Genomic DNA, 26,609 nt, shown 5'->3' with positions numbered 1-26,609 from the left:
GCTCCCTCGCCACAGGTTCGGCGTCTGGAAGGCCGGGAGTAGAGCCTGCGCCGTTGCGCTTGAAGCCAAACCTGAGGAATATGCTCGGGTAAAGCCCAGGCACCAGGACCAGAACATTGAGAGCAACATGAGCCAATTCCTCAGCCTGCCCGTCGAACAGACGGTGCATTTCGGCCCTTACCGGGTCCATCCTCGCCAGCGCCTGGTGCTCGAGGGTGGGCAACCGTTGCGCCTGGGACGGCGGGCCGTGGAGATTCTGCTGGTGTTGCTCGAGCACGCCGGCGAGGTGGTGAGCAAGCAGCAACTGATCGCTAGGGTCTGGCCCAGGAGCGTGGTGGAAGACACCAACCTGCGCGTGCACGTCGCGGCACTGCGCAAGGCCCTCGGGGATGGCCAGGCCGGGCAGCGCTACATCGTCACCGTGGCGCAGCGCGGCTACAGTTTTGTCGCGCCGCTGTCATTCGAACCGTTCGACCAATGGGCACACATCCCTCATCCATCTTTGACGCGCAACCTGCCGCTGCAGCGCACGCGCCTGATCGGACGCCAGGCCCTGGTGGAAAACCTGGTGACCCAGCTACCGCGAAAACGCTTCATTACCCTGGTCGGCACCGGCGGCATCGGCAAGACCACCGTTGCCCTGCGGGTCGCTGAACGGCTGATCGACCACTACCGTGACGGCACCCATCTGCTGGACCTGGCGTCGCTCAACGATGCGGCCATGATCGCCCCCAACCTCTGCGCATTGCTCGACGTGCCACTGCAGGACGGCGATCCGCTGGACGCCATCGCCCGGCAGCTCAGGGAGCGGCATCTGCTGCTGGTGATCGACAACTGCGAGCACCTGATCGACGCCATCGCCCAGCTCAGCGAAACCCTGCTACGCGGCGCCCCTCACCTGCACATCCTGGCCACCAGCCGCGAAGGCCTGCGCGCCGAAGGCGAACACGTGCAGCGCCTGGACGCCCTGGCGTTCCCGCCTCGGGAGATGCCCATCGAGGGCTATCCCGCCCTGGAATACCCGGCGTTGCAACTGTTTGCCGAACGGGCGATGGCCAGCCGTGACGACTTCGAACTGACCGATCGCGAGGTGCCGTTGGTGATCGACATCTGCCAGCGGCTGGATGGCATTCCACTGGCCATCGAACTGGCCGCTGGACAACTCGGCCGCTTCACCCTGGAGGAACTTCACCGGCAACTGCAAGACAACGTCGCCCTGCTTCACAACGACACCGACGCCGCACCGCGCCAGCAAACCCTGCGCGCCACGCTGGACTGGAGCTTCGCGTTGCTCACGGCCTGCGAGCAGACCTGCCTGCGGCGACTGGCGGTGTTCATGGGCAGTTTCAACCTGGCCTCGGCCGCCGCAGTGATCGTCGGCCAGCATGTCGCGCCCGAGCAGGTGCTGGTGTCGGTCAGCCAGTTGGTCGCCAAATCGTTGCTCAATGTAGAGATCGGCGATGAAGAGGTACGCTATCGCCTGCTGGACACCACCCGCCGCTATGCCTTGGAGCAACTGGCCGAGGCCGGGGAACTGGCGGCCAGTCAGGAACGCCACGCCGAGCGCTGCCTGGCGCTCATGGGGCAAGCGGAAAGCGATTGGGAAAACACCCCCACCCGACTGTGGATCGCCCGCTACGCCGACTATCGCGACGACATCCGCGCCGCGCTCGACCGAGGCTTGGGCCCGCAGGGTTCACACGCCGTAGCGATCCGCCTGACCGCCCGTACCCTGCCCCTCTGGCAGGAGCTGTCGCTGCTCAAGGAACACGGCCTCTACGTCAACAAAGCGCTGCAATTGTTGCGGGCCAACCCCGCGCCATGCCCTCGCTTGACCCTGGCTCTGGAACTGGCCCACGCCAGTTTCAACTACCACACCGAGGGCGGCACACCGGCCACTGTTCGCGCCTTCGCCACGGCCCGGCAACTGGCCCGGCAATGCCAGGACCTGGCCGGCGAGCTGCGGGCCGTGTCCGGGCAAATGACCGTCGACCTCAGTTGCGGTGACTACCAACAGGCCCTGGCACACAGCCGGGATTTCGACCGATTGGGCTTGCAGGGCGACCCGACCCTGTCCTTGAGCACCCAACGCCTGCGGGTGCTGGCGTTGCACTTCACCGGCGATCAGGGGGCGGCGCGGCGCGAAGCCGAACAGGTGATCCAGCGCCTGACCCAGAGCGGTCACCTCAGCCGCTTCAGCCACGGCTTCGGCGTGCAATACGATCAGAGCGTGGCCGCGCTGACGGTTCTGGCGCGCATCCTCTGGCTGCAAGGCTTTGCCGAGAAAGCCCGGCGCACCGCCAACCTGGCGCTGCAGATCGCCGTGCAGATCAACCACGGCATTTCGATCTGCTACACCTTGGCGCTGGCCGGTTGCGTGATCGCCCACTACAACGGCGATCATCCGACCGCCCGAGAAAGGCTCGACCTGCTGAAGCAGCAAGCCAAGAAACATTCGGTGATGCTGTTCCATGACTGGGCTTGCCATTACGACTACGCATTCGACGGCCAACCCCTGGCAACGCGCCCGACAAACGGCTTGATCCAGGACATCGCCGTCACCCTGCGCAGCGACGTCGTCAGCCCGGCGCAAATCGAACGGGCCCGCAGTGGCGCCGCGGGCTGGTGTTCGGCGGAGATCCTGCGGGCCAATGCCGAGAGCTTGCTGGCCCGGAACGAACCGTCTCTTGAAGAAGCAGCCGAAGCGCAACTGCTGGCCGCACTGGGCATCGCCCGTCGTCACCAGGCCCTGGCCTGGGAACTGCGCAGCGCCACGTCCCTGGCCCGTTTGTGGCAGCGCCAAGGGCAAGCGCATGCCGCGCAGGCACTGCTCGGCCCCGTCTATCGACGCTTCACCGAAGGTTTCGAGACCCCTGACCTATTGGAAGCCGGCGTGCTGCTCCAGGCGTTGACTTGACGGTTGGGGCCGTGAACGCCGGACTCCCCAAGCACCTTGCAGCACGTAACGCCGATGAAACACAGGCCACTGACCACTGCACCGCAGTTTGTCCATGGCATAGGTGCGAGTGGTGCGGAGCAGGTAGAAGCGAACCCCTTCGGCACGCGGCTCGACCATCAGCAGCGACACGCTCGCCAGCCGCGACAGCAGCGGGGGCAATTGTCCGACACTCAGTTCAGCGCAACTGATCACGGCCAGCGCCGCCTTGAGCGTAAACGGCCCCTCGAACACCGCCAGACGCTGGAATGCGGTTTGTTCGTCAGCGCTCAACCGCTCGAAACTCGAGTCCAGCACCGCCTCCAGGCTGCGATGCCGGGCCACCGCCGTCCGCCGTCCGTGGCTCAAGAGTGATAAACCGTGATCCAGTTGTTCCAGGACTCCAGCCACTCCCAAGGCATCAACCTGGGCCGCCGCCAGTTCCAACGCCAGCGGCAATCCGTCCAAGCGCTGGCAGATCTGTGCAAGCGTCGACCAGTCGCGACCACCCGGCCTGAAGCCCTGCTGCCGGGCGCCAACCCGCTCGATCAGCAACTGCACCGCCGGACATGCCTCGATCTGGTGCTCGGGTTCCCGGGGCGACGCCACGGCCAGGCCCGGCAGTGACACAACCCTTTCGTCCTGCAAGTCCAAGGGTTCGCGACTGCTGAGCAGCAGCGACACCCCAGGCGCCACCGCAGCCAGTGTCCGGACCAGTTCCCGACAGGCATCGAGCATGTGCTCGCAGCCGTCGAGCACCAGCAACATCCGACAGGGTTCGAGGACGCGACCCAAAGCACCCTGCTCCACGCCCAGCACACCGGCCACTTGCGCCACCACTTGTGAAGGATCGCTAACGGCCGCCAGGTCAACGAACCAGGCACCATCCTCAAAGTGCTCGAGCAGCAGCTCCGCCACCCGCACCACCACGGTGGTCTTGCCGACACCGCCCGGGCCAGTCACTGTGGTCAGCGACTGACGGGGCACTTGCGCCAGTAGCCGCCCCAGGACTTGGTCGCGACCCACCACCGGGCTCAAGCGTGCAGGCAGGTTATGCCGCTCGGCTTGGGGGCAAAAAGGCGGCTCAATACTCTCTTGCACCGCCAGGGGCACCGCCAGGCAATAGCCTTGCCGAGGATGATTGAGGATATAGCGAGCGCCATCGCGCCCGTCACCAAAGGCCCGCCGCAGCGCCGCGATGTGCACCCGCAGGTTGATGGCCTCCACGACGCTGTCCGGCCAGACGTGGGCGATGAGTGTTTGCTTGCTGACGTAGTGGCCGGCGTGCTCCACCAGCACCTGCAGGACATCCAGGGCACGGCCACCCAGCGCGAGGGGCTGGCCGTCACGGGTGACCAGCCGCTGCTGCCGGTAGAAGGCAAACGGACCGAAGCCCACCGCCGGCTCGCTATCGGGTTTGACGAAACTGTTCATGGGCGATCCAGCGCCGGATAACCGGTGCGGGCGTCAGCGTGCGGATCACCGAACACATCTGCCCTGGCTCCTGCGCATCCTTTCCAAAGGGTTCGCCGTATCTTGGCAGGCACAGGCCTCAGGACAATGCTGGCACAGGGAGCGCCACGGACATCACGGTGCCCTGGACGGACACCGATGGCTCAACTGAACTGCTGGCGATACTGCACCGGGGTCAGGCCGAGCTTTTCACTGAACAAAAATCGCATGTGCCGCACACTGCCGAAGCCACTGCGAAACGCCACGGTCTTGAGCGGCAGGTCGGTGGTTTCCAGCAACTGACGCGCCCGGTCGATGCGCGCGCCTTGCAGGAACTCCATGGGCGTCATTTTCACTTCACGGGCGAAGACCCGGGCGAAATGCCGCGAACTCATGGCGGCCAACGCGGCCATGCGCTCGATGGTGAAGGGTTCTTCCAGATGTTCCATCACATGATTCTGCACCCGGGTAATGGCCGATTCCTGCGTCGACACCGCCGCCACCGAGGGGCTGAACTGCGCCTGTCCGCCCTGGCGTTTCATCACCACCAGCAACACCTTGGCCACGTCTAACGCGACTTTGCGGCCGTGGTCCTGGGCGACGATGGACAGCGCCAGGTCGATCCCGGCGGTGACACCGCCGGAGGTGATCAGGCGCCGGTCCTGCAGGAAGATCTTGTCGGTTTCCACCAGGGCCTTGGGGAAACGTTGGATCAGGCGCTCGGTGTAATGCCAGTGGGTGGTGACGCGATAACCGTCGAGCAAGCCCGCCTCACCGAGCACAAAGACTCCGGTACAGATGGAGCCGTAGCGCGTGGCCCGTTGCGCCGCCGCCCGCAGCCAGGTGTGCAGTCCCGGATGCTGGTCGTTATAGGCCCCCGGCCCGCCCGGCACCAGCAACACGTCATAGGCCGCCCAGGCCTGGTCGATATGGATATCGGCCTGCACCATCACGCCGTTGGACGCCCGCAACGCCCCGCGCTCGGTTCCCAGGGTCAGCAATTGATAACGCAGGTCCGCTGGGAGGTAACGATTGGCGATGGAAAACACCTCCAGAGGCCCGGCCATGTCGAGCAGCAAAAAATCCGGGAACAGCACCATTGCAACGGTTTTCATCGGGAAAGACGCCAAAAAATCCAGAAACTGTGAAACCTCTTGTGGGAGCGAGCTTGCTCGCGATAGCGGCGGAGCAGTTGGAATTGATGTGACTGACACACCGCTATCGCGAGCAAGCTCGCTCCCACAGGGTTTATCGTCAGCATTATGTCGAAGCGAAGCATCAGCCGGTAGGCATTCTCGATTGTCCACTCAAAGCAGACAGTCTTTCGTTTTTCACCTGCTTATTGAACATATGGATAACCATTAACCTTCTTCTGAACCCGGCGAGCGGCCCAGCCGTCGCCCACAGACATCAGGAGAATTGATCATGCTGACCCTTCGCAAAGCTTCGGACCGCGGTATTGCCCGCCACGGCTGGCTGACCTCGTTCCACACCTTCTCGTTCGCCAGCTACCGCGACCTCAACGAACAGGGCTTCTCCGACCTGCTGGTCATCAACGATGACCGGGTCGCCGCCGCCAAGGGTTTCGGCCAGCATCCCCACCGGGACATGGAGATCTTTTCCTATGTGCTCGAAGGGGCGCTGGAACACAAGGACACCCTGGGCACGGGCTCGGTCATTCGCCCCGGTGACGTGCAGTTGATGAGCGCCGGCAGCGGTGTGGCCCACAGTGAGTTCAACCATAGCGCGGACGAACCGGTGCACTTCCTGCAGATCTGGATCGTGCCCAACGTCAGCGGCGCCACGCCACGCTACCAACAGGAGCATTTCAGCAGCGAGCAGAAACGCGGTCGCCTGCAATTGATCATCTCCCCCGACGGTGCCGACGGCTCGCTCCAGGTGCGCCAGGATGCACGGGTCTACGCCGGGCTGTTCGATGGCGAGCAAAGCGCCACCCTGACCCTGGCCCCGGATCGCTATGCCTACGTGCACGTGGCCCGAGGCGCTGTCGAGCTCAACGGCGTGCCGTTACAGGAAGGTGATGGCGTGCGAGTGCGCCAGGAGCAGGTCCTGACCTTGAGTAACGGCCAGGATGCCGAGGTGCTGGTGTTCGATCTGCGGCCGCAGGAACTGCCACAGATGCCATGAAGCAACCGTGAACCCTTGTGGGGGCGAGCCTGCTCCCACAATGTTTATCTCTGGCAATGAGCGAAAAAAGACTCGAAAGTCCTTAATCCATAATTAATGACGCATTTCAGGCTAAAAACATCTAAAAAAAGTCAGCCAATCTGAAAAATCCAGGCTTAGATAATTGAGAGCGGCGCATTTTGAGAGATTCACTGGGCCGCCTCAAAATGCGTTCGTCTGTTGCCACGAGCCAGGTCGATCTATAAAGTTCCCGAAAGAACCTCGTTTCTGACAGAAGGTCATTGGATACTTCTCCAACGCAAATTGACCAGCGCACGCGCCAAGGCAAAATGATCTCACTTTGCCATTAATTCTCCTGACTTGCTTATTCACGGAAGAAAGCATGAAAACCGTCATATCCCTCGCGTTACTTTCCATTGCGTGCAGTGCGGCTGCGGACGTCCAGAACATCAAGTACGTCTACGATGATTCGGATGCCGTGTACTCCATCGTTTCGTCTGTCGACAGCGGTACCGCCATCCAGGCCACCGTTCAACGATCGGGCGCTTACTTCACCAACTACACAAAGCTTGAACTTGACTGCGCCAACCGCAATGTTCGGCACATGGGGATGTACAACAGTCTTTCAGGGGTGGAAAAAGCTCAGTTCGACCAGATGCAAGGGCGAATCATCGACGGCTCGATAGCCGACGAAGTTGGAAAAGTGCTGTGCAAGGACACCACCTTGACCGCTTCGCAAGTCGCGCCACAAACTGAAGACCTGCCCACCGAAACACCAACAGACGATAACACCTGACTTATATTCGTAGCGCAGGAGCCGTGCGGGAGTAAAGCCTGCCTACACATAGCTCCCGCGCTACGGCGCGGCAACGCCCTCTCCCCACCCTGGAAACTCATCTCTGATCTGCCTGCGTCTTCATCGCACGGTTTGTTTGCGCTCCGATTTCGAGCGATAGCTACCAGGCGGCACACCAAAAAAATCCCGGAAACGACGCTGGAAGTGCGGAGAGCTGACGAAGCCCGTCGCCACGGCGATTTCGGTCACGGATCGATTGGTTTGCTGGATAAGCTGGCGGGCACGCGTCAAGCGCAGTTCCAGGTAATAGCGCGTGGGCGTCGCACCGAGAAAGCTACAGAACCGCCGCTCCAACTGCCGCTTGGAAATTTTCACGCACGCCGCCAGCTCATCGATGGTCAACGGCTCTTCCACGTTTTGCCACATCAATTCCAAAGCCAGCTTGAGACTTTCCGGAAGCGTCGGGTCCGTCTCGACGAAGACCGGCGGCAAGTCCGTCGCATCATCGCCGGACTCATCACAGCGAAGAATTTCCTCGATAGCGCCTACCAGCGCTGCCCCGCCCGCCTGGCGAATCAACTGGAGCATCATGCGCAGCGAACTGTTGGCACCCGCGCAACTGACCCGTTCCCGATCAACCACATAGGCCCGGCTGGACACTTTCACATGGGGAAACACCTCCGCCATCATGGCGCGGCTTTCCGGGTGGACAGCGCATTCGAAACCATCCAGCAGGTTGGCATCGGCCACAAAGAAGGCACCGTTCCACAACCCGCCCAGGATCGCCCCGCACGCCGCGTTGGCGCGTAGCTTGCGCCGCAGCAAGGGGTGGCCTTGCAACTTCACGCGAAAGCCCCCGGCGACAATCAGCACGTCCTGGTTTTCCGGCATCTGCGCCAGTTCGATGTCGGTCGAGATGACAATGCCCAGGTCGCTCGTGACTTGCCCACCTGAAACCCCCACCGTCAGCACTTCATAGAGGGGCATGTCGCTCATCAGGTTGGCGGTCACCAGCGCGTCCACCGCACCGGTGAACGACATCATCGAGAAATTATCCATCAGTACAAACGCGACGCGGATCGGCGCCTGGCTGGCGGGAGCTGATCCGAGCGGTCGATAAGCCATGTTCTTGTTTTTGAGTACGCTCTCGAATGCGCTTGGCATAGGGCCTCGTTAATACATCAAAGACGATGATGATTGGCTGCACGTGGGTGCCTTGAGCCGCAGGGCGAAGGCGCAGAGCAAACACGCTATCTTCCAGACTAGTCAAGCCGGCTGCAATCGCGCCTGCGCCGTCTACCGGTCGGTCCGCGCCATAATGAAAAGCCTCAAGTGCCTACGACTTTGGTCGATACACTGTCAGTAGGCATGGGCGCTTTTCCCTTCCAGAGACTCGCAACGCCAACCACTGCTGTTTCCGCCGCTCCAACACTTAAAATATTCCGCGGGAGAAGTCATGAATATCAAACAGAAGCTGACATGGGCGTTCGCGGCCATCGCCTGCCTCCCGGTTATCCTGGTGGCGGTGCTTGTCGTGCTGAACCTGCGCGACGCCGCAAAAACCAACTTCCTGGACAGCAGCGGCCGTGAAATCCGCCAGATCGACAACGGCATGAAGCAGTTTTTCGATGGCATCAGCCAGAACGTCGAATTCTTCGCCAAGGACCCCCGGGTCATCGCGGCCAAAGGGCTGAAAAGCTACGCCGGTGCCGACGCCGCACAACTGCCCTTCCCCGAGATCAACCAGCAGCTTCTGGATATCTTCGAGAGATTCGCCAAGAGCCACCCCACCACCGCCTACCTTTCCGTGGGCATGGAGGACGGCGGCTACGCCAGTTGGCCGGACGATCCCAAAATGGCCAACTACGACCCGCGCGTACGTCCATGGTACAAGGCCGCGATGGCCGCACCTGGCACCAACGTACGCACGGACGCCTATTATTGGGCGCCGGACGACGTATCGCTGATTGGTACCGTACACACCGTCGCCGACGCCAGTGGCAAACCCATCGGCGTGGTCGGCCTGGACGTGTCGCTCAAGCAGCTCACCGAACTGGTCAAGAACATCAAGCTGGGTGAAAGCGGATACCTGATGCTGGTCGAAGCCAACGGCAACGTCCTGGTGGACGCTGCCGATGCCAAGCACAACTTCAAGCCGCTGGCCGACCTTGGGCCCAACTATGCCGAGCTGGCCAAAAGCAGCGATGGCGTGACCCAGATCGAAATCGACGGTGTGCCCTACATGGCCAACGTGGTCAGCTCCAAAGGGTTGGGCTGGCGCTTCATCGGCCTGATCAAACGCGATGAAGTGATGGCCGAGGCTTCGAGCCTGACTTGGCTGATCGCCGCCATTGCTGCCGTACTGGCTGTGGTGTTCGCTTTGGTGGGCGCCAGTTTCGCCAGTGTGATCGTGCGGCCGATTCGCGGTGTTGCCAATGGTCTGCAGGAAATTGCCGAAGGTGAAGGTGACCTCACCCGCAAACTCTCCGTGCAAGGCAAGGACGAAACGGCCACCTTGGCCGGCTGGTTCAACCAGTTCCTGGGCATGATCGCGCAACTGATGCAGCGCATCGGCAGCGCCTCTTCCGACCTGCAAACTGCCGCAGCCGATACCAGCCACGTGGCGCAGAACATGAACGACGCTGCCGGGCGCCAGCGCCAGGCCGTGGAACTGGTGAGCACCGCGTTCAACGAAATGGTCGCCACCGCCAACGAAGTGGCCCGCTCTTGCAGCCAGGCCGCCTCCAGTGCGGACGAAGGCTATCGTGACGTGCACGACGGCCAGCATCACATCGGCGAAGCCACCGGCAGCGTGATGAAACTGAGCGACGACCTGCAAAAGTCGACCCAGACCATGCAGGCGCTGGAGCAGGACAGCAAGAACATCAACACCATCCTCGACACCATTCGCTCGATCGCCGAGCAGACCAACCTGTTGGCCCTCAACGCCGCCATCGAAGCCGCGCGGGCCGGCGATCAAGGCCGCGGGTTTGCCGTAGTGGCTGACGAAGTCCGGGCGCTGGCACGGCGTACAGCTGATTCCACCGGCGAGATCGACAGCCTGCTGGGTAACCTTGCTCGTCGCACCCAGGAAGTCACCCAGCAGATGCAAAGCAGCCTGCAGGTGTCGCAAACCAGCGTGGAACGCATCCAACAGGCCCGCGACAGCTTCGACAAGATCCGCAACTCGGTGGACTCGATTCGCGACCAGAATACGCAGATCGCCACAGCGGCAGAGGAACAGCACCAGGTGGCCGAAGACATCAACCGGCACATCGCGCAGATCCATGCCGATGCCCAGTTAGTCGAGGAATTCGCCCACTCGGCACAGACCGGCTCGGGGCGTCTGACGGATATTTCCGGTCAGCTCAAGGGCTTGGTGGGGCGCTTCAAGTTCTAATGTAAAAGCCTGAAGCCAAGGACGGCTCAAGGCGAATGAACACCCGCAAACCACTATCCTTTCGCGATTTCACCCACGCCAACCAGGGAACGAGTTATCTAGAGAAAACGGATGCTCGCGGCTGAGCAGTTCGCTCGCGTTTCTCCCGGTTCATGGCGCTCCCAGTCAACTCTGGCCGTTGCGCTCAAGCATCACCCACCACCGGGACTTAAAGTCGAAGTGCCAGGGGACATTCCCCCGCTCACAATTCCAAGAATAGAGCCACTTCAATGAGCCTGACCAAATCCCTGCCAGCGTGCCTGGCACTCAGCTTCGCGTCATTTGCCGCCCATGCAGCCGACGGCCCTCCTCCACCGTCCGTAAGCCAACCCAGCGGTATCAACCTGGGCGGCACCAGCTTTTACGACGGATTTGCGGGGCCGCCCGGGCTGACTCACCAGACCTACCTGAAGTTCAGCACCGCCAGCAGCATCAGGACCAACGGCGGCAAGAAAAACGGCGCCTTCGATGACCCGAAGATCAACGTCATCACGATGATCAATCAGCTGAGCTACTACTCCCCCGACACCTTCGCGGGAGGGGCACACCTGGGTTGGAGCCTGCTGGTCCCTGTCGTATCCCTGGACGGCGACTTCGGTGACAACGGTGCCAAGCTCAAGGACAACGCTACCGGCCTGGGCGATGTCACGGTCGGGCCACAGGTCCAGTTCGATCCAATCGTCGACGCCAGCAGCCGGCCGGTTTTCGTCCAGCGCATGGCCTTCGACACCATCCTGCCAACGGGCAAGTACGACAAAGACAAAGACCTGAACCCCGGCTCCAACCACTTCTCCCTGAACCCCTACTGGGCTGCGACCTGGATGCCGGCACCCCGTTGGGAAGTGAGCTGGAGACTGAACTATCTGTACAACTTCAAGAACGACGATCCGGCGAGCAGTTCGCAGCAGTTCTTTGAAGGGCAAGCGGTGCGCGACACCCAGTCAGGACAGTCGGCTTGGGCCAACTTCACCGCCTCGTACGAAGTGTTTCCGAAGGTCTCGGTGGGCATCAACGGCTACTACTTCCGGCAGATTTCCGATGACAAGGTCAACGGCAACACCCTGACCGACTCCCGGGAAAAGGTGCTGGGCTTTGGCCCGGGCCTGTTCTGGAAAATCACCGAAGACAAAGCCTTCTGGCTCAACACCTATAAAGAAACCGGTGTCGAGAATCGCTCCCGAGCGGATTACCAGGTGCAGGTTCGCTACGTTCACAAGTTCTGATTGACGTGCACGCCGGCTCACGCATGAGCGGGCTCTTTACCTGAGGTGATGCTTCATGAACGCACTCGACTCCATCGACAGCAAAAAATCACTGGGCGCCATCTGCCTGATGATGGTCATTTCCCTGGGGACGCTACAGATCCAGCCGATCCTGGGCGGTGCCCTGATCGACCAGCTCGGCCTGCCGCTCAATGCAATCGGCGCGATCTTCGCCGCGGAACTCATGGCGATGGCCATCGCTTGCGGGGTCTGCGCCCTGTTCATGGCGAGCGTCGACCGGCGCCGCTTCGCCCTGGTGGCCTTGTTGATCCTGGCATTGGGTAACCTGGTCAGCACACAACTGCACAGCCAGGCCGGACTGGTCATTTCCAGGATGATCTGCGGCGCCAGCGGCGGCGCGGTCATGGCGGTGGTCTATGCCACCGCAGCGCTGCGCACGTCCAAGGATGCGACCTTCGCCATCATCAACATCGGCAACCTGCTGTGGGGCATGCTGCTGGTGACCTCCATGCCGCTGGTCCTTCAAGCATTTGGCGTGAATGGCGCGTTTTCCCTGTTGGCGATCACCAGCGTGCTCGCGGCGCTGGGTTGCTGGAGAGTGCCCAAGCGCTACCCGGACGCCCATCGCGCGGCCAATGGCTCGATCCAGCCATTCGGTCTCACCGCCATGCTGTTGATCCTGCTGTTTGCCCTGCTGTTCTTCGGCCACTCGGCCCTATGGGTGTACCAGGAACGCATCGGCAAGAGCATCGGCCTGGAGCCCCAGCAGATTGGCGGCATCCTCGGCGGCAGCATCCTTGCCGGTGCCCTTGGCGCCGGGCTGGCCGGGTTGATCGGACGGCGCCTGGGCCTGCTGTTTCCGCAACTGTTGAGCTTCGGCACGGCATTGCTGGCGACCTTGATCATGGTCTATGGCACCAGCCCCGTTGCCTTTATCACCACGGCCTGCCTGATCCATATGGTCTGGTTTTTCAGCCTGCCCTACCTGCTTTCCATGGCGGCGGAACTGGACCCTTCCGGCCGACTGGCAGGCCTGGGCAATGCCGCGATTTTCATCGGCCAGGGACTCGGCCCGTTTGGCGCCGCACTGGTCGTGGGCGAAGGACACTTGCGCGCGGTCGGATGGCTGGCCGCCTCAGCCTATCTGCTAGCCTTGGTGATCTCGTGCCTGGTCGTTGCACGCTTTCGCCGCGGCGTGAAGCCTTCCGGGCCGGCGATGTCCCCGCAATCGGCCTGAACATGAACGAACCCGCACATTGACGAGATTGCCCGATGAGTATTCCATTCCCTCAAACCCCTGAATTTTCCGCCGCTCTCTACACGCCCAGCCGCGTGGAAGCAGAGGTGTTCGATCTTGAGATCGAAGGCATCCTGCCCGCTTCGATCTGTGGGACTTTTTATCAGGTGGCGCCAGACCCGCAGTACCCCCCCATGCTGGGTAACGACATTTTTTTCAACGGCGACGGCGTGGTCAGCCGCTTCAACTTTGCCAATGGCAAAGTCTCGATGCGACGCCGCTACGTGAAGACCGATCGCCTGCTGGCCCAGCGCCGTGAAGGGCGTTCGCTCAACGGCGTCTATCGAAACGTCTACACCAATGACCCCCTCGCGGCGAAAAACAACACCACCGCCAACACCACCGTTATCCCGCACAACGGCGTCCTGTTGGCGCTCAAGGAAGATGCCCTGCCTTGGGCGCTGGATCTTGAAACCCTGGAGACCCTCGGCGAATGGACCTTTGATGGGCAGATCAAAGCCGCGACGTTCACCGCCCACCCCAAGCTCGATCCGGTGACAGGCAACCTGCTGGCCTGCAGCTATGAGGCCAAAGGCGACGGCACGCCCGACCTGGCCTATTTCGAAATCTCGCCCGACGGAAAGCTGCTGCACGAGATCTGGTTCCAGGCCCCTTATGCGGCGATGGTGCATGATTTCGCGGTGACCGAACGGTACGTGGTGTTCCCGTTGATTCCGTTGACGGTGGACGTCGAGCGCATGAAAAACGGCGGGCCGCATTTCCAGTGGCAACCCGACCTGCCCCAGCTGTTCGCCATCGTGCCGCGCAACGGGTGTGGGCAAGATGTGCGTTGGTTCAAGGGGCCCAAGGACGGTTTCCAGGGGCATACGCTCAATGCGTTCGATGAGGACGGCAAGGTGTATGTGGACATGCCGGTCACCGGCGGGAACATCTTCTACTTCTTCCCCCAGGCCGACGGCTACGTACCACCGCCTGAAACCCTGGCCGCCAGCCTGATGCGCTGGACCTTCGACCTCAATGGCGCGCAGGAGGACGTTCAACCGCAGCCACTGACGGAATATCCCTGCGAGTTTCCACGGTGTGATGATCGCTACATCGGTCGAAAGTACCAGCATGGTTTCCTGCTCGCCTTTGATCCTGAGCGTCCTTACAACCCGGCGAATGGGCCGATACCCTTCCAGTTTTTCAACCTGCTGGCGCACCTGGACCTGCAGACAGGCCGCACCGACGCCTGGTTTCCCGGCGACAGCGGCTGCTTCCAGGAGCCCATCTTCATTCCGCGCTCGGCGGATGCAGAGGAAGCCGATGGCTACGTGGTTGCCCTGCTCAACCTCATTGCCGAAGGGCGCAGTGAACTGGTCGTGCTGGACACCCGTGACATGGCCAGCGGTCCCATTGCCCGGATCAGGATCCCCTTCCGGATGCGCATGTCGCTGCATGGCTGCTGGGCACCGAACGATTGATTGGCATCGGGCCCTGATGCCCGTCAATTAAGCACAGTCCCTGTGGGAGCGAGCTTGCTCGCGATGGCGGCGGTTCAGTTACATGAGTATTGAACTGGCTGGCCTCATCGCGAGCAAGCTCGCTCCCACAGGTTTAGAGCCCTTTCCGCACCTCCCCTTGCTCCCCTTGCTCCCCAGGTCCGCCAAAGGGACAGTCTCGGCAAAAAATACATAAATTCCATATTGTAGGATTTTTTCATAAATCCTACTTTACAGGATTTTATAGCAAGACTAGATTAACCCTCATTGCACCCTCCCTCTTCCCAGGAGCCTCCATGAAAATCGCAAGCTTTATTGTCCAAGGCCGTAGCAGCTACGGTGTGGTCGAAGGTGACCAAATCATCGACCTGGAATCGCTCAAGCCAACCCTTGGCAGCGATCTCAAACAGGCCATCGGCCACAATCGCCTGAACGAACTGAGCGCTGCGCGCCTGGCAAGCCTGCCGCGTATCCCCTTGGCTGACGTGACGTTCCTGCCGGTGATCCCGAACCCGGGCAAAGTGCTGTGCATCGGCATCAACTACGCCACCCACGTGCGCGAAACCGGTCGGGAAATGCCGACCTATCCGATGATCTTCACCCGCTTCGCCGACAGCCAGACCGCCCACCTGCAACCCATCGTTCGCCCAACGGCGTCCCACAAGCTTGATTTCGAGGGCGAGCTGGCGGTGGTGATCGGTAAAGCGGCCCGCCACGTCAAACACGCCGACGCGCTGGACTACGTCGCCGGTTATGCCTGCTACAACGACGGCAGTGTCCGCGACTGGCAGAAGCACACCATTCAGTTCGTCCCCGGCAAGAACTTCCCGAACACCGGCGGTTTCGGCCCCTGGCTGGTGACCGGCGACGAGATCGGCGACCCGCAGGACCTGGAATTGACCACCCGCCTGAATGGCGAAGTGATGCAGCACACCCGCACCAGCGACATGATTTTCGATGTGCGCCAGCTGATCGAGTACTGCTCCACCTTCACCGAACTGGCCCCCGGTGACGTGATTGTCACCGGCACCACTGGCGGCGTCGGCGCGTTCCGCGAGCCACCGGTGTGGATGAAACCAGGCGACGAAGTTGAGATCGAGATCGCTCGAATCGGCACCCTGCGCAACAGCATCGTGGACGAACAATAAGCATGGAAAACCTACACACCCCTGACGCCCAGCCCGAGCAGGATGGCGACAGCAAAGGCTCGAGCCTGGAGCGCATGCTGCGGGTACTCGACCTGTTCACCGAACAGAGCCCGATCTGGGCGGTGGACGACATGGGCGGCGCCTTGGGTTTTACCCGTTCGACGGTCTACCGCTACGTGCGCGAATTGGCCGAGGCCAACCTGTTGTTCCAGGTCGAAGCCGGGCGTTATGCCCTGGGCGCGCGAATCATTACCTGGGACCGCCAGCTGCGCCTGAGCGACCCCCTCGTACGCGCCGCACAATCGCTTGAGCCCAGCTTCCCGCAGTGGAGCGAACAACAGGTGTGGCTGATCTGCCGGCTGTTCAAGGACCAGGTCGTGTGCATTCACCAGCACGGGGACCTGTTCAGTGAGGTCAGCTACTCCCGTGGCTCGCCCAGGCCTTTGTTCCTGGGGGCGACGTCCAAGGCGATCCTCGCCAACATGACCTCGCGCCAACACAGCCAACTGTTTCTCGACCACCCCGAAGAAGTGCGCGCCAGTCAACTTGGCCAGACCTGGGAGGCGTTTCGTCGCTCGCTGCAGCAACTGCGTCGCCAAGGCTATGTGGCCAGTGCAGGTGAAGTCGACGCGGGCGTCTATGGCCTGGCCGCGCCGATCTTCGACGGCGATGGCAAGGTCGTCGGCAGCATCAGTTGCGTGCGCCCGGAGCGAGAACGCGACAGTGCCCAGGAAGAGACACAAGGGCAGCAGATCCTTGCCCTGGCGCAGGATCTGTCGCAACGCATGGCTGCGCTCGCCAACCGTGCCAAGCCACTGGGCTGAGCCATCCGCAAGGGAATAACAATGACAACCCTCAAACGCATCAACACCCAGGTCCTGGTCATCGGTGCCGGTCCTACCGGGCTGACCCTGGCCAACCTGCTCGGCCAAGCCGATGTAGACACTCTGATCATCGATCGCAAGCCGGGCACCGTGACCGAACCACGGGCGGTTTCAATCGATGACGAATCCTTGCGCACCATGCAGGCCATCGGGCTCGATGCCGCCGTGCTGCGTGATGTCGTGCCCGGCTACGGCGTGCATTACTTCACCCGGCCCGGCGGTCGCTGCTTTGGCAAGGTCGAGCCGACCGGCAAACTGTATGGCTTCCCCAAGCGCAACGCCTTTCGCCAACCACTGTTTGAAAACACCCTCAGGCTAGGCCTCGAACGTTTTGCCAGCCTGACGGCGCGGTTCAGCCACGAATTGGTGGAGTTCACCCAGGCCCCACACGGCGTGTGCGCGCTGGTGCGTGACGCCGAAGGGCAACTGATGGAGGTCCACGCGGCTTACCTGGTGGCCTGCGACGGCGGCCGTAGCCCAGTGCGCAAGCAGCTCGGGATCGAGATGGTCGGTTCGAGCTTCTCCTCGCGCTGGCTGGTGGTCGATACCGACCAGGACGACGACCCCTTCTGGCAGACCCGCGTGTATTGCGACGCCCGGCGTCCGGTAGTGGAAGTGCCCGGCCCCCACCGTACGCGCCGATTCGAGTTCCTGCTCAAGCCCGATGAAACGGACGAACAGGTGCTCGACGAAACCTGCCTGCAAGCATTGCTGCGCCCGTTCAAGGGAGACGCGCCGGTTTCCATCGTGCGCAAGACGGTCTACACCTTCCACGCCCGGGTCGCCGAGCGGTGGCAGGTGCAGCGGGTGTTTCTCGCCGGCGACGCCGCGCACCTGACCCCGCCCTATGCCGGGCAAGGCATGAACAGCGGCGTTCGCGATGCCCATAACCTGGGCTGGAAGCTGGTCGGCGTACTGAAGGGAAAAATGGCAGAAAGCGCACTGCTGTCCTACGAAAGCGAGCGTCGTGATCATGCGTGGGCATTGATCAAGTTGGCCTTGAACCTCGGCGTGGTCATGGCACCGGCCACCGTCCTGCGCGCTCGCCTGATCAGTGGCGCATTCGCCTTGATCGGCCTGTTGCCGCCGTTGCGCGATTATTTCCTGCAAATGCGCTTCAAGCCCAAACCCCGCTTCACCCGGGGCCTGGTGCTGACCGAGGGGCAAGCAGGCACGTTGTCCTGTGGACAGATGTTCCCGCAACCGATGCTCACTGACGCCCACGGCCAGGAACACCTGCTCGATGACGCCATCGGCGCCGGCTTCGCCTTGATTCAATACGGTGACCCGACCCGCCAGCGTATCGATGAACTCAAGCATGGCCTCTGGAGCCACCTTGAAGCCAGACGCATCCTGATCCTGCCCGCGTCCGTCCAGGCCATGCCGTCGATCCCGGGCTGCACGGTGCTCCAGGACCGTGAAGGCCAGCTCAAAACCCTGCTGGGCGATTCGCACCCGTTCCTGCTGCTGCGCCCGGATCGCTATATCGCCGCGATTTTCGACAAGGCCACCGAAACCCGGGCCGCCGAATCGTTGCAGTCGCTGTTTGGCATCGCCGTGGCCCACAGCAGCGCAATCGAGCCGAGCATCGCGCCCGTCTTTCATTAAACCTTCACGCACAGAGGTGGTTATGCAAACACTCCAGACTTCCACACCTGCACGCCTGTGCTACCTGCACCTGGCGAGCAAGGACGCGCAACGGCAAATCGATTTCTATCGACGGATGCTGGATATGGACAGCCAGGCGCAAGCCGATGGCAGCTGGATGCTCAGCGGCCCGCAACGCGCCATGCTCGTGTCTCCCGCCGACCACAGCGGCCTGCTCGCGGCGGCGTTCGACCTGGGCAGTCAGCCTCGACTGCAAGCACTGCGGGTCCGCCTGCTCGGCAACGGCTGCGCAATCGAAGAGGTCGACTCGCCGCTGCTCGAAACGGGGGCTTTCCTGATTCGTGATCCCCAGGGCCGGCAAACGATATTTGGCGTCGCTCACCCCGCTCTCCAAGCCTCTGGCCAAGGCATGCCCGGCCGCTTGCAGCACGTGGTGTTCCAGACCACGGAGCTGGAAGCCATGATCGATTTCTACGTCAACACGGTGGGCTTCACTGTTTCGGACAATGTCGTGGATGAGCAGACCGGCCAACTGATGACGTGCTTCCTGCGCTCGGACGACGAGCACCACACCTTGGCATTTTTCCGCGGTTCGAAAAACGAGTGGGACCACCACTGTTACGAAACCAACGAATGGAATGACATCCGCGACTGGGGTGATCGCTTCGCCAAGGAACGCATCACCATTTTCTTCGGGCCCGGTCGACATGGGCCGGGCAACAACCTGTTCTTCATGGTGGTCGATGCCGATCGCAATCGCCTGGAGTTCTCGGCCGAGCTGGAAGTCACCGATGCCAGCCGCCAGCCCGGTGTCTGGGCACAGGAGGAATACACACTCAATTCCTGGGGCCGCGCCTGGATCAGGAGCTGAGCAGTTTTCCCATCGGCGTTTGCACCCTTAATTTCTAAACGAGGCGACCACCTGCCTCCAAAGGTAAAAGACCATGACGACTCAACCGCTCGCGCCCTACGCCATCAACGGCAACCAATACATCAACGGCACCTGGCGTGCAGGGCGCTCCGCACGCCGCCTGGACGACCGCAACCCCTTCAACGGCGAACAGTTGTTGGAGATGCCCCTGGCCTCGATTGCCGATCTCGACGACGCCTATCAGGCAGCGCAGCAGGCGCAGGCAGCGTGGGCACAACTGCACCCCACCCAGCGCGGCGCACAACTTGAAAAACTCGCCCAGGTCATCCAGAACCGCCGTGAAGAAATCATCGACTGGCTGATCCACGAGTCCGGCAGCACCCGGATCAAGGCGAGCATGGAATGGCAATTCACGCTGAACCTGGTGCGCGAATGCACGACGATGCCGATGCAGGTCGAAGGTCGGATCCTGACCAGCTACAAGCCCGGCGAACAGAGTTTTGTCTTCCGTGAACCCTTAGGTGTAGTGGGCGTGATCAGCCCATGGAATTTCCCGCTGTACCTGAGCATGCGCTCGGTGGTGCCGGCACTCGCCCTGGGCAACACGATCGTGCTCAAGCCTGCCAGCGACACAGCGGTGACCGGCGGCCTGCTGATTGCCCACCTGTTCGAAGAGGCCGGCTTCCCCGAGGGTTCGCTCAACGTCGTGGTCGGCGCAGGCTCGGAAATCGGCGATGCCTTCGTCGAGCACCCGGTGCCGAGCCTGATTTCCTTCACCGGTTCGACGGATGTGGGACGCAATGTCGGCCGTATTGCCACTGGTGGCAAACACATCAAGCGCGTGGCCCTGGAACTGGGCGGCAACGCGCCGCTGGTGGTGCTGGATGACGCCGACATTGAAGTTGCGGCGCACGCTGCGGTGGTCGGGCGCTTCCTGCACCAGGGCCAGATCTGCATGAGCGTCAACCGGGTGATCGTAGACCGCTCGTTGTATGCCGATTTCGCGTCGCTGGTGGTGGAGCGCGTGCGCAACCTCAAGACGGGTGATCCGACCAAGGCCGACACGGTGATCGGGCCAGTGGTCAATCAGAGCCAGCTCGATGGCCTGCTGCGTAAGCTCGACGGCGCCCGGAGTGCTGGCCTCAAGCAGCTTTGCGGCGGCCCGGCATCCGGGCTGGTGCTGCCTGCCCATGTGTTCGGTGAAGTGGGAGCCGATCAGGAACTGGCCCGCGATGAAACGTTCGGCCCCCTGCTGCCGCTGCTGGTCGCAGAAAACGAAACCCATGCATTGGCGTTGGCGAACGCCAGCGAGTATGGCCTGTCCAGCGCCGTGTTCACCCGGGACATGGCCCGTGGCTTGAACTTCGCCCGTGGCATTGTGGCGGGCATGACCCATATCAACGACATCACCGTCGATGACCAACCCAATGCCCCGTTCGGTGGTGAAAAGAACTCCGGCCTCGGTCGCTTCAACGGTCACTATGCCCTGGATGAGTTTACCCGTGCCCATTGGGTCACCTGGCAGCCCGGAGGCCATCACTACCCGTTCTGAGTCTTTGGCCCCCTTGACCAGACCCGGATCGGGCAAATCAACCCCTTTGCCCGATCCGTCAGAAAACAATAATAAACAGAGGCGAAAAATGAACCATTTAGCCTGCGTGTCCACCGATCAGGTTGTTCGCTCCGACCGCCTGATGAAATGGAAAGAGTTCATGAGCGATCACCTGGGGCGTACGCCGGACTATATAAAACGGCTGGAGTCGACGTTCATTGACCCATTGCATGACAGCAACTTCCAGGGTCGGCTGGAGTACGGGGACCTGGGCCAATTGCGTTTCTGTCGAATGACCGCCAGCGCCCATCGATATTCGCGCCACCTGAGCAAAGCGATCGACGCCCTCGATACGCCGCGCATGTTGATCATGCAGGTGGCTGGTGTCAGTCACTTCGAGCAGGGCCAGCAAAGCAGCGTGCTGGCCCCTGACGAAATGCTCCTGGTCGACTGCGGCAAACCTTTCAACGTGACCAGCACACAAGGTTGCGAACATTTCATCCTGCTGTTCCAGGGGGCATCCGGGCAGCTCGCGCAAACCTGCGACATGCACCTGAACGGTCGCAATGGACTGGGGCGGATGCTCATGCACCTGATCAGCGATGCCTACAATCAATATCCCTTGCTGAACAACCATTCGGCCGGGCTGATCGGTGACAGCATCACCGGGCTGCTGGATAACGCGCTGAAGAACAAACAGGAAGAAAAGCAACTCGAACACGACTTCCGCTTCTTCAAGCAGAACCGCCTCAAGGCTTACATCGAGCGCCACCTGGCCGACCGCGACCTGACCATCGAACGCATCGCCAACGCCGAACAGTGCTCGGTCCGCAGCCTGCACCGCGCCTTCCAGGACGAACTGGGGTGCAGTGTCAGCGAATACATCTGGCAGCGGCGCCTGTCACGTTGCGCCGAAGACCTGCGCAACCGGGAACATGCCCACCGCTCGCTCACCGAGATCGCCTACGCCTGGGGCTATGGCAGCAGTTCCCACTTCAGCCGGCATTTCAAATCGACGTTCGGCATGTCGCCGCGGCTATTTCGTGACACCGCGAGCGACAGCCGAGAGAAATCGACGGCGGCTTGAGCCTGGTTCCAATTCATCTGGGTTCACCATATCCCCTGTGGGAGCTGAGTGTTCATGGATTCGGCGCTCACCACAAATCTTCTGTGGGAGCAAAGCTTGCTCGCGATGGCGGTGGGTCAGTCTGCCGTGATGTTGGATGTGCTGACGCTATCGCGAGCAAGCTTTGCTCCCACAGGGGCGGGTTACTTAATTCCAGCCGCCGCCCATCACCTTGTACAACGTCACGCGGTTGCTCTGCTCGGTCAGGCGCAGGGTGATCAGGTCCTGTTGCGCGCTGTACAGGGAACGCTGGGCGTCGAGGGCTTCGAGATAGCTTTGCGAACCGCCACGGTATAACGCGTCGGAGAGTTCGAAGCTCTTGCGGCTGGCGTCGGTCAACGCCTGTTGGGCCTCGATACGGCGATCCAGCGTGCTGCGCTCGGCCAGGGCATCGGCCACTTCCTTGAAGGCGCTCTGCAGTGTTTGCTGGTAGGTCTGCACCTGAATCTCGCGCTCGGTCTTGGCCGAGTCCAGCGTCGCGCGGTTACTGCCGGCATCGAAGATCGGCAGGCTGATACTCGGGGCAAACGTCCAGGCGCCGCTGCCGGACTTGAACAGGCCGGACAAGGCCGAGCTTGAGGAACCGGCATTGGCCGTCAGGCTGATGCTGGGAAAGAACGCCGCACGGGCGGCGCCGATGTCGATATTGGCCGACTTGAGCGTGTGCTCGGCGGCCAGCACATCGGGGCGTCGTTGCAACAGGCTGGAAGGCAGCTCTGCCGGCACCTGCACCAGCGCCGCGGCTGATTCCAGGTACGCGCCCGGCAACAACTCTTCGGGAATGTCGCTGCCCACCAGCAGGCGCAAGGCGTTGCGATCCTGCAGGATCTGGCTTTCATACGCCGCCGCATCGACCCGCGCCGACTCCACGGTGGTTTGCGCCTGGGCCACGGACAGACCGGAGGAGCCGCCCAGGGCGTGGCTGCGTTGGGTCAGTTCGTAAGTCGCCTGCTGGCTGCGCAAGGTCTCCTGGGCCAGGTGCAGGCGCTCGTTGTCGGCCGCCAGGGTCAGCCAGGCGGTGGCCACTTCGGCCACCAGGCTGATCTGCGTGCTGCGTCGGGTTTCGGTCAGGGACAGATAGTCTTCCAGGGCTTCGTCCTGAAGGTTCTGTACCCGTCCAAACAGATCCACTTCATAACTGCTCAAACCCAGTTGCGCACTGTAGTCATGGGTGGTGGCCGCCGAGCCCGTGTTGGACAACGAACCGGGCGTGCGACTGTGAGTGCCACTGACACTGGCATCGATCGAAGGCAAGGACTCGGCGCGCTGGATGCGGTATTGCGCCTGGGCCTTTTCAACGTTCAGGACCGCCAGGCGCAGGTCGCGGTTGTTGCTCAGCGCCAAGGACTGCAAGCGCGCCAGGCGGCTGTCGGTGAAAAAGTTTTGCCACTCGATGTCGGCACTCACCTCGCCCTTGGGCGTGCTGGCGACCGGCAGCCATTGCTCGGAGACTGGCGCCTCAGGGCGTTCATACTGCGGCGCCAGATTCATGCAGCCACCGAGCAGCGTGAGGATGGCCAGCAATGGCCAGCGGAACTTGATCATGCGTCACCTGACTGGGCGGATGGAACAGAGGTCGAAGCCGTGGAAACGCGGCCGAAACGCCGGCGAATCTGCACGAAAAACAAAGGAACGAAGAAGATACCCAGCACCGTGGCGGACAACATGCCACCCAGCACACCGGTACCAATGGCCTGGCGTCCGGCGGAACCGGCACCGCTACTCAGGGCCAGGGGCAATACGCCGAACATGAAGGCCAGGGATGTCATGAGAATCGGCCGCAAGCGTTGGCGCACGGCGATCAGCGTCGCCTCGCGCAAGCTGTTGCCCTGCTCTTGCAGGTGCTTGGCGAACTCGACGATCAGAATGGCGTTCTTGGCGGCCAATCCCACGGTGGTCAACAGCCCGACCTGAAAGTACACGTCATTGCTCAAGCCACTGACACGCGTGGCCAGCACCGCGCCCACCACCCCCAGCGGCACCACCAGCATCACCGAGAAAGGCACCGACCAACTTTCATAGAGCGCAGCGAGGCAGAGGAACACGAACAGCACCGAAATCCCGTACAGCAACGGCGCCTGCGAACCGGAAAGACGCAACTGATAGGATTGCCCGGTCCACTCGTAGCCGATGCCTTCCGGCAATTGCTTGACCAGCGCTTCCACCGCATCCATGGCGTCCCCGGAGCTGACGCCGGGCGCCGGATCGCCAACCACCTCCAGCGAGGCGTTGCCGTTGTAGCGTTCCAGCAACGGCGAGCCGTAGCTCCAGGAACTGCTGGCGAACGAGGAAAACGGCACCATCTCATCGTTGCTGTTGCGCACGAACCAGTGCTCCAGGTCAGCCGCCTGCATCCGCGCCGTAGCCTCGCCCTGGACGTAGACCTTCTTCACGCGCCCCTGGTTGAGGAAGTCATTGACGTAAGTGCCGCCCAACGCCGTGGACAGCGTGGTGTTGATGTCGCTGGTGCTCAGGCTCAAGGCCCCGGCCTTGCGATCATCGATGCTGACCTTGAGCTGCGGTGCGTCGTCCAGGCCATTGCTGCGTACCCCGAGCAAGCGAGGATCCTGGTTGGCCAGCTCGATGAGTTTTTCCCGCGCCGCCACCAGCGTGTCATGCCCCAGGCCGGCAAGGTCCTTGAGTTGCAGGTCGAAGCCGGACGTCTGTCCCAGGCCGCGCACGGCCGGCGGTTGCATGACGAACACATTGGCATCGCCGATGCTCGACAGCGCCATGGTCGCGCGCTGGGCGAAGGACGCCGCATCCTGCCCTGCCCCCGTGCGCTCGCTCCAGTCCTTGAGCCGAATAAATGCACGGGCGCTGTTCTGGCTGTTGCCGTTCATGCCCAGGCCGGAAATGCTGATCAGCGCTTCGACTTCCGGCTGTTCGAGCAGGTAGCTTTCGAACTGCTTGACCACCGCTTGCGTGCGGCTGTCCGTGGCCCCGACGGGCAACTGCACCTGGGCCATGAGAATGCCCTGATCTTCGTCAGGCAGGAACGAAGTCGGCAAGCTGAAATAACCGGCGGCCATCACCAGCAGCACCAGCCCATACACCAGCCAGCCGACGCGCCCGCGCTGCAAAATGCCCCCCACCTGGCGCTTATAGGCCTCGGCAGCACGCTCGAACGTGCGGTTGAACCAGCCGAAAAATCCGCGTTGAGCGCCATGCCCCTGACCATCGGACGGCTTGAGCAGGGTCGCGCACAAGGCCGGCGTCAGCGTCATGGCGACGAGTACCGAGAGCACCATGGCCGAGACGATGGTGACCGAAAACTGCCGGTAGATAACGCCTGTGGAGCCGCCAAAAAATGCCATGGGAATGAACACCGCACTGAGCACCAGGGCGATGCCGACCAGGGCGCTGGTGATTTCATCCATCGACTGGCGCGTGGCGTCCAGGGCCGACAGCCCCTGCTCGCCCATCACCCGCTCGACGTTCTCCACCACCACAATCGCGTCGTCCACCAACAGGCCGATGGCCAGGACCATGGCGAACATGGTCAGGGTGTTGATCGAATAACCGAACAGCGCCAGCACACCGAATGTCCCCAGCAGCACCACCGGCACCGTGATCGCGGGGATCAACGTGGCCCGCAGGTTCTGCAGGAAAAGGAACATGATCAGCACCACCAGGACAATCGCCTCGCCCAGTGACTTGACCACTTCTTCGATGGACAGGCTGACAAAGGGCGTGGTGTCGTAGGCAATCACGTTCTTGAGTTGCATCTCCGTTGGATAGAACGGCTCCAGCTCCTTGAGCTTGGCCTTCACCGCCTCACCGACGTTCAGGGCGTTGGCCCCGGCGGCGAGCTGGACGCCCATGGCGGCAGCGGGTTTGCCGTTGAGGGCAGAACTGACGTCGTAGCTTTCACTGCCCAATTCAACCCGCGCCACATCCCCAAGCAGCACCACCGCTCCATCGCTGGTGGACTTGACCACCACATTGCGAAACTCCTCGACGGTTTGCAGCTTGCTGCGGGCGCTGATGGTGGCGTTCAACTGCTGACCTTTCACCGCCGGCATGGCGCCGAGTTGACCGGCAGAAACCTCGGTGTTCTGCGCCTCCAGGGCCGTGCTGACATCCGAAGGCATCAGCGCGTATTTTTCCAGCAGGGCCGGGTCCAGCCAGATGCGCATGGCATAGCCGGAGCCCAATGTCTGCACATCGCCGACACCGTCGATGCGGCTGATGGAATCGAGCAAGGTGCTGGAAATGTAATCGCCGATCTGGGTGCCGGTGACGCTCGGATTGTCGGAGGCCAGGGCGGCAATCATCAGGAAGTCCGAACCGCCCTTGGTCACGGTCAGGCCCTCGCTTTGCACCGACTGCGGCAGCCTCGACTCGGCCTGTTGCAACTTGTTCTGCACTTGCATCTGGGCCACGTCCGGGTTGGTGCCGGCGGTGAAGGTCAGGCTGATGCTGGCGCTGCCATCAGAGCTGCTGGAGGCCGACATGTAGGTCAGGTTATCCAGGCCCTTCATTTGCTGTTCGATGACCTGGGTCACCGAGTCTTCCACGGTCTTGGCCGAGGCGCCGGTGTAGGTTGCGGAAATACGCACCGTCGGCGGCGCGATGTCCGGGTACTGTTCCAGGGGCAACTGGCTGATGGACAAGGCGCCAGCGAGCATGATGACGATGGCGATGACCCAGGCGAAAATCGGTCGGTCGATAAAGAAGCGCGCCAT

18 protein-coding genes and 1 pseudogene are annotated in these 26,609 nt (G+C 62.0%); 14 read left to right on the top strand and 5 right to left on the bottom strand.

The window, feature by feature from the left end; all coding sequences use genetic code 11:
* Positions 1–127 precede the first annotated feature (127 nt).
* A complete protein-coding gene (locus Q7F16_RS14655; protein ID WP_409557194.1) occupies positions 128–2,917 on the top strand; it encodes an ATP-binding protein in 2,790 nt (929 codons plus the stop codon).
* On the opposite strand, the gene Q7F16_RS14650 is transcribed toward Q7F16_RS14655, so the two are convergent.
* Both Q7F16_RS14650 and Q7F16_RS14645 read right to left on the bottom strand, forming a co-directional pair.
* Positions 2,879–4,369 (bottom strand): ATP-binding protein, encoded by a 1,491-nt coding sequence (locus Q7F16_RS14650; RefSeq protein ID WP_409557195.1) that lies wholly within the window; start codon positions 4,367–4,369, stop codon positions 2,879–2,881. The two genes, Q7F16_RS14655 and Q7F16_RS14650, sit on opposite strands and share 39 nt — an antisense overlap.
* 182 nt (positions 4,370–4,551) lie before the next feature.
* Positions 4,552–5,502, bottom strand: coding sequence for a GlxA family transcriptional regulator (locus Q7F16_RS14645; RefSeq protein WP_046064941.1), 951 nt, complete (start codon positions 5,500–5,502; stop codon positions 4,552–4,554).
* 310 nt (positions 5,503–5,812) lie between these two features.
* On the opposite strand from Q7F16_RS14645, the gene Q7F16_RS14640 reads away from it, so the two are divergent.
* Both Q7F16_RS14640 and Q7F16_RS14635 read left to right on the top strand, forming a co-directional pair.
* A complete protein-coding gene (locus tag Q7F16_RS14640; protein WP_409557196.1) occupies positions 5,813–6,535 on the top strand; it encodes a pirin family protein in 723 nt (240 codons plus the stop codon).
* A 382-nt stretch (positions 6,536–6,917) separates the two neighbouring features.
* Positions 6,918–7,331: a hypothetical protein gene (locus tag Q7F16_RS14635; RefSeq protein ID WP_014337654.1), complete on the top strand. Its 414-nt coding sequence runs from the start codon at positions 6,918–6,920 to the stop codon at positions 7,329–7,331.
* A 120-nt stretch (positions 7,332–7,451) separates the two neighbouring features.
* On the opposite strand, the gene Q7F16_RS14630 is transcribed toward Q7F16_RS14635, so the two are convergent.
* Complete coding sequence (locus Q7F16_RS14630) at positions 7,452–8,495, bottom strand: GlxA family transcriptional regulator (RefSeq protein ID WP_046064939.1); 1,044 nt, start codon at positions 8,493–8,495, stop codon at positions 7,452–7,454.
* Positions 8,496–8,787: 292 nt separating this feature from the next.
* On the opposite strand from Q7F16_RS14630, the pseudogene Q7F16_RS14625 reads away from it, so the two are divergent.
* The 11 genes and pseudogenes from Q7F16_RS14625 to Q7F16_RS14575 all read left to right on the top strand — a co-directional run.
* Positions 8,788–9,870, top strand: a pseudogene (locus Q7F16_RS14625) (HAMP domain-containing protein); the annotation flags it as partial.
* A 6-nt stretch (positions 9,871–9,876) separates the two neighbouring features.
* Positions 9,877–10,731, top strand: a complete 855-nt coding sequence (locus Q7F16_RS14620) for a methyl-accepting chemotaxis protein (RefSeq protein ID WP_371103548.1) — start codon at positions 9,877–9,879, stop codon at positions 10,729–10,731.
* Between the two features lie 269 nt (positions 10,732–11,000).
* Entirely contained in the window at positions 11,001–11,993 is a 993-nt protein-coding gene (locus Q7F16_RS14615) for a SphA family protein (RefSeq protein ID WP_409557197.1), read from the top strand.
* Positions 11,994–12,048: 55 nt separating this feature from the next.
* Positions 12,049–13,230, top strand: coding sequence for an MFS transporter (locus tag Q7F16_RS14610; RefSeq protein ID WP_409557198.1), 1,182 nt, complete (start codon positions 12,049–12,051; stop codon positions 13,228–13,230).
* A 35-nt stretch (positions 13,231–13,265) separates the two neighbouring features.
* Positions 13,266–14,714, top strand: coding sequence for a carotenoid oxygenase family protein (locus tag Q7F16_RS14605; RefSeq protein WP_409557199.1), 1,449 nt, complete (start codon positions 13,266–13,268; stop codon positions 14,712–14,714).
* Between the two features lie 314 nt (positions 14,715–15,028).
* The gene (locus tag Q7F16_RS14600; protein WP_409557200.1) at positions 15,029–15,880 is read left to right on the top strand and encodes a fumarylacetoacetate hydrolase family protein; all 852 of its coding nucleotides are present in this window, start codon (positions 15,029–15,031) and stop codon (positions 15,878–15,880) included.
* Between the two features lie 2 nt (positions 15,881–15,882).
* Positions 15,883–16,704, top strand: a complete 822-nt coding sequence (locus Q7F16_RS14595; protein ID WP_409557201.1) for an IclR family transcriptional regulator — start codon at positions 15,883–15,885, stop codon at positions 16,702–16,704.
* 21 nt (positions 16,705–16,725) lie between these two features.
* Positions 16,726–18,372 (top strand): bifunctional 3-(3-hydroxy-phenyl)propionate/3-hydroxycinnamic acid hydroxylase, encoded by a 1,647-nt coding sequence (locus Q7F16_RS14590; RefSeq protein WP_409557202.1) that lies wholly within the window; start codon positions 16,726–16,728, stop codon positions 18,370–18,372.
* Positions 18,373–18,394: 22 nt separating this feature from the next.
* Positions 18,395–19,243 (top strand): VOC family protein, encoded by an 849-nt coding sequence (locus Q7F16_RS14585; protein ID WP_409557203.1) that lies wholly within the window; start codon positions 18,395–18,397, stop codon positions 19,241–19,243.
* A 73-nt stretch (positions 19,244–19,316) separates the two neighbouring features.
* The gene (locus Q7F16_RS14580) at positions 19,317–20,795 is read left to right on the top strand and encodes an aldehyde dehydrogenase family protein (RefSeq protein WP_409557204.1); all 1,479 of its coding nucleotides are present in this window, start codon (positions 19,317–19,319) and stop codon (positions 20,793–20,795) included.
* An 88-nt stretch (positions 20,796–20,883) separates the two neighbouring features.
* Entirely contained in the window at positions 20,884–21,882 is a 999-nt protein-coding gene (locus Q7F16_RS14575) for a helix-turn-helix domain-containing protein (RefSeq protein ID WP_079302308.1), read from the top strand.
* Between the two features lie 186 nt (positions 21,883–22,068).
* On the opposite strand, the gene Q7F16_RS14570 is transcribed toward Q7F16_RS14575, so the two are convergent.
* Complete coding sequence (locus tag Q7F16_RS14570; RefSeq protein WP_046064911.1) at positions 22,069–23,466, bottom strand: efflux transporter outer membrane subunit; 1,398 nt, start codon at positions 23,464–23,466, stop codon at positions 22,069–22,071.
* Positions 23,463–26,609, bottom strand: a complete 3,147-nt coding sequence (locus Q7F16_RS14565; protein ID WP_046064910.1) for an efflux RND transporter permease subunit — start codon at positions 26,607–26,609, stop codon at positions 23,463–23,465. The genes Q7F16_RS14570 and Q7F16_RS14565 overlap by 4 nt, the downstream gene beginning before the upstream one ends.

The organism is Pseudomonas sp. Lb2C2 (assembly GCF_052112205.1).
GTDB lineage: Bacteria > Pseudomonadota > Gammaproteobacteria > Pseudomonadales > Pseudomonadaceae > Aquipseudomonas > Aquipseudomonas kilonensis.
This window is presented reverse-complemented; position numbering and strand designations above follow the sequence as displayed.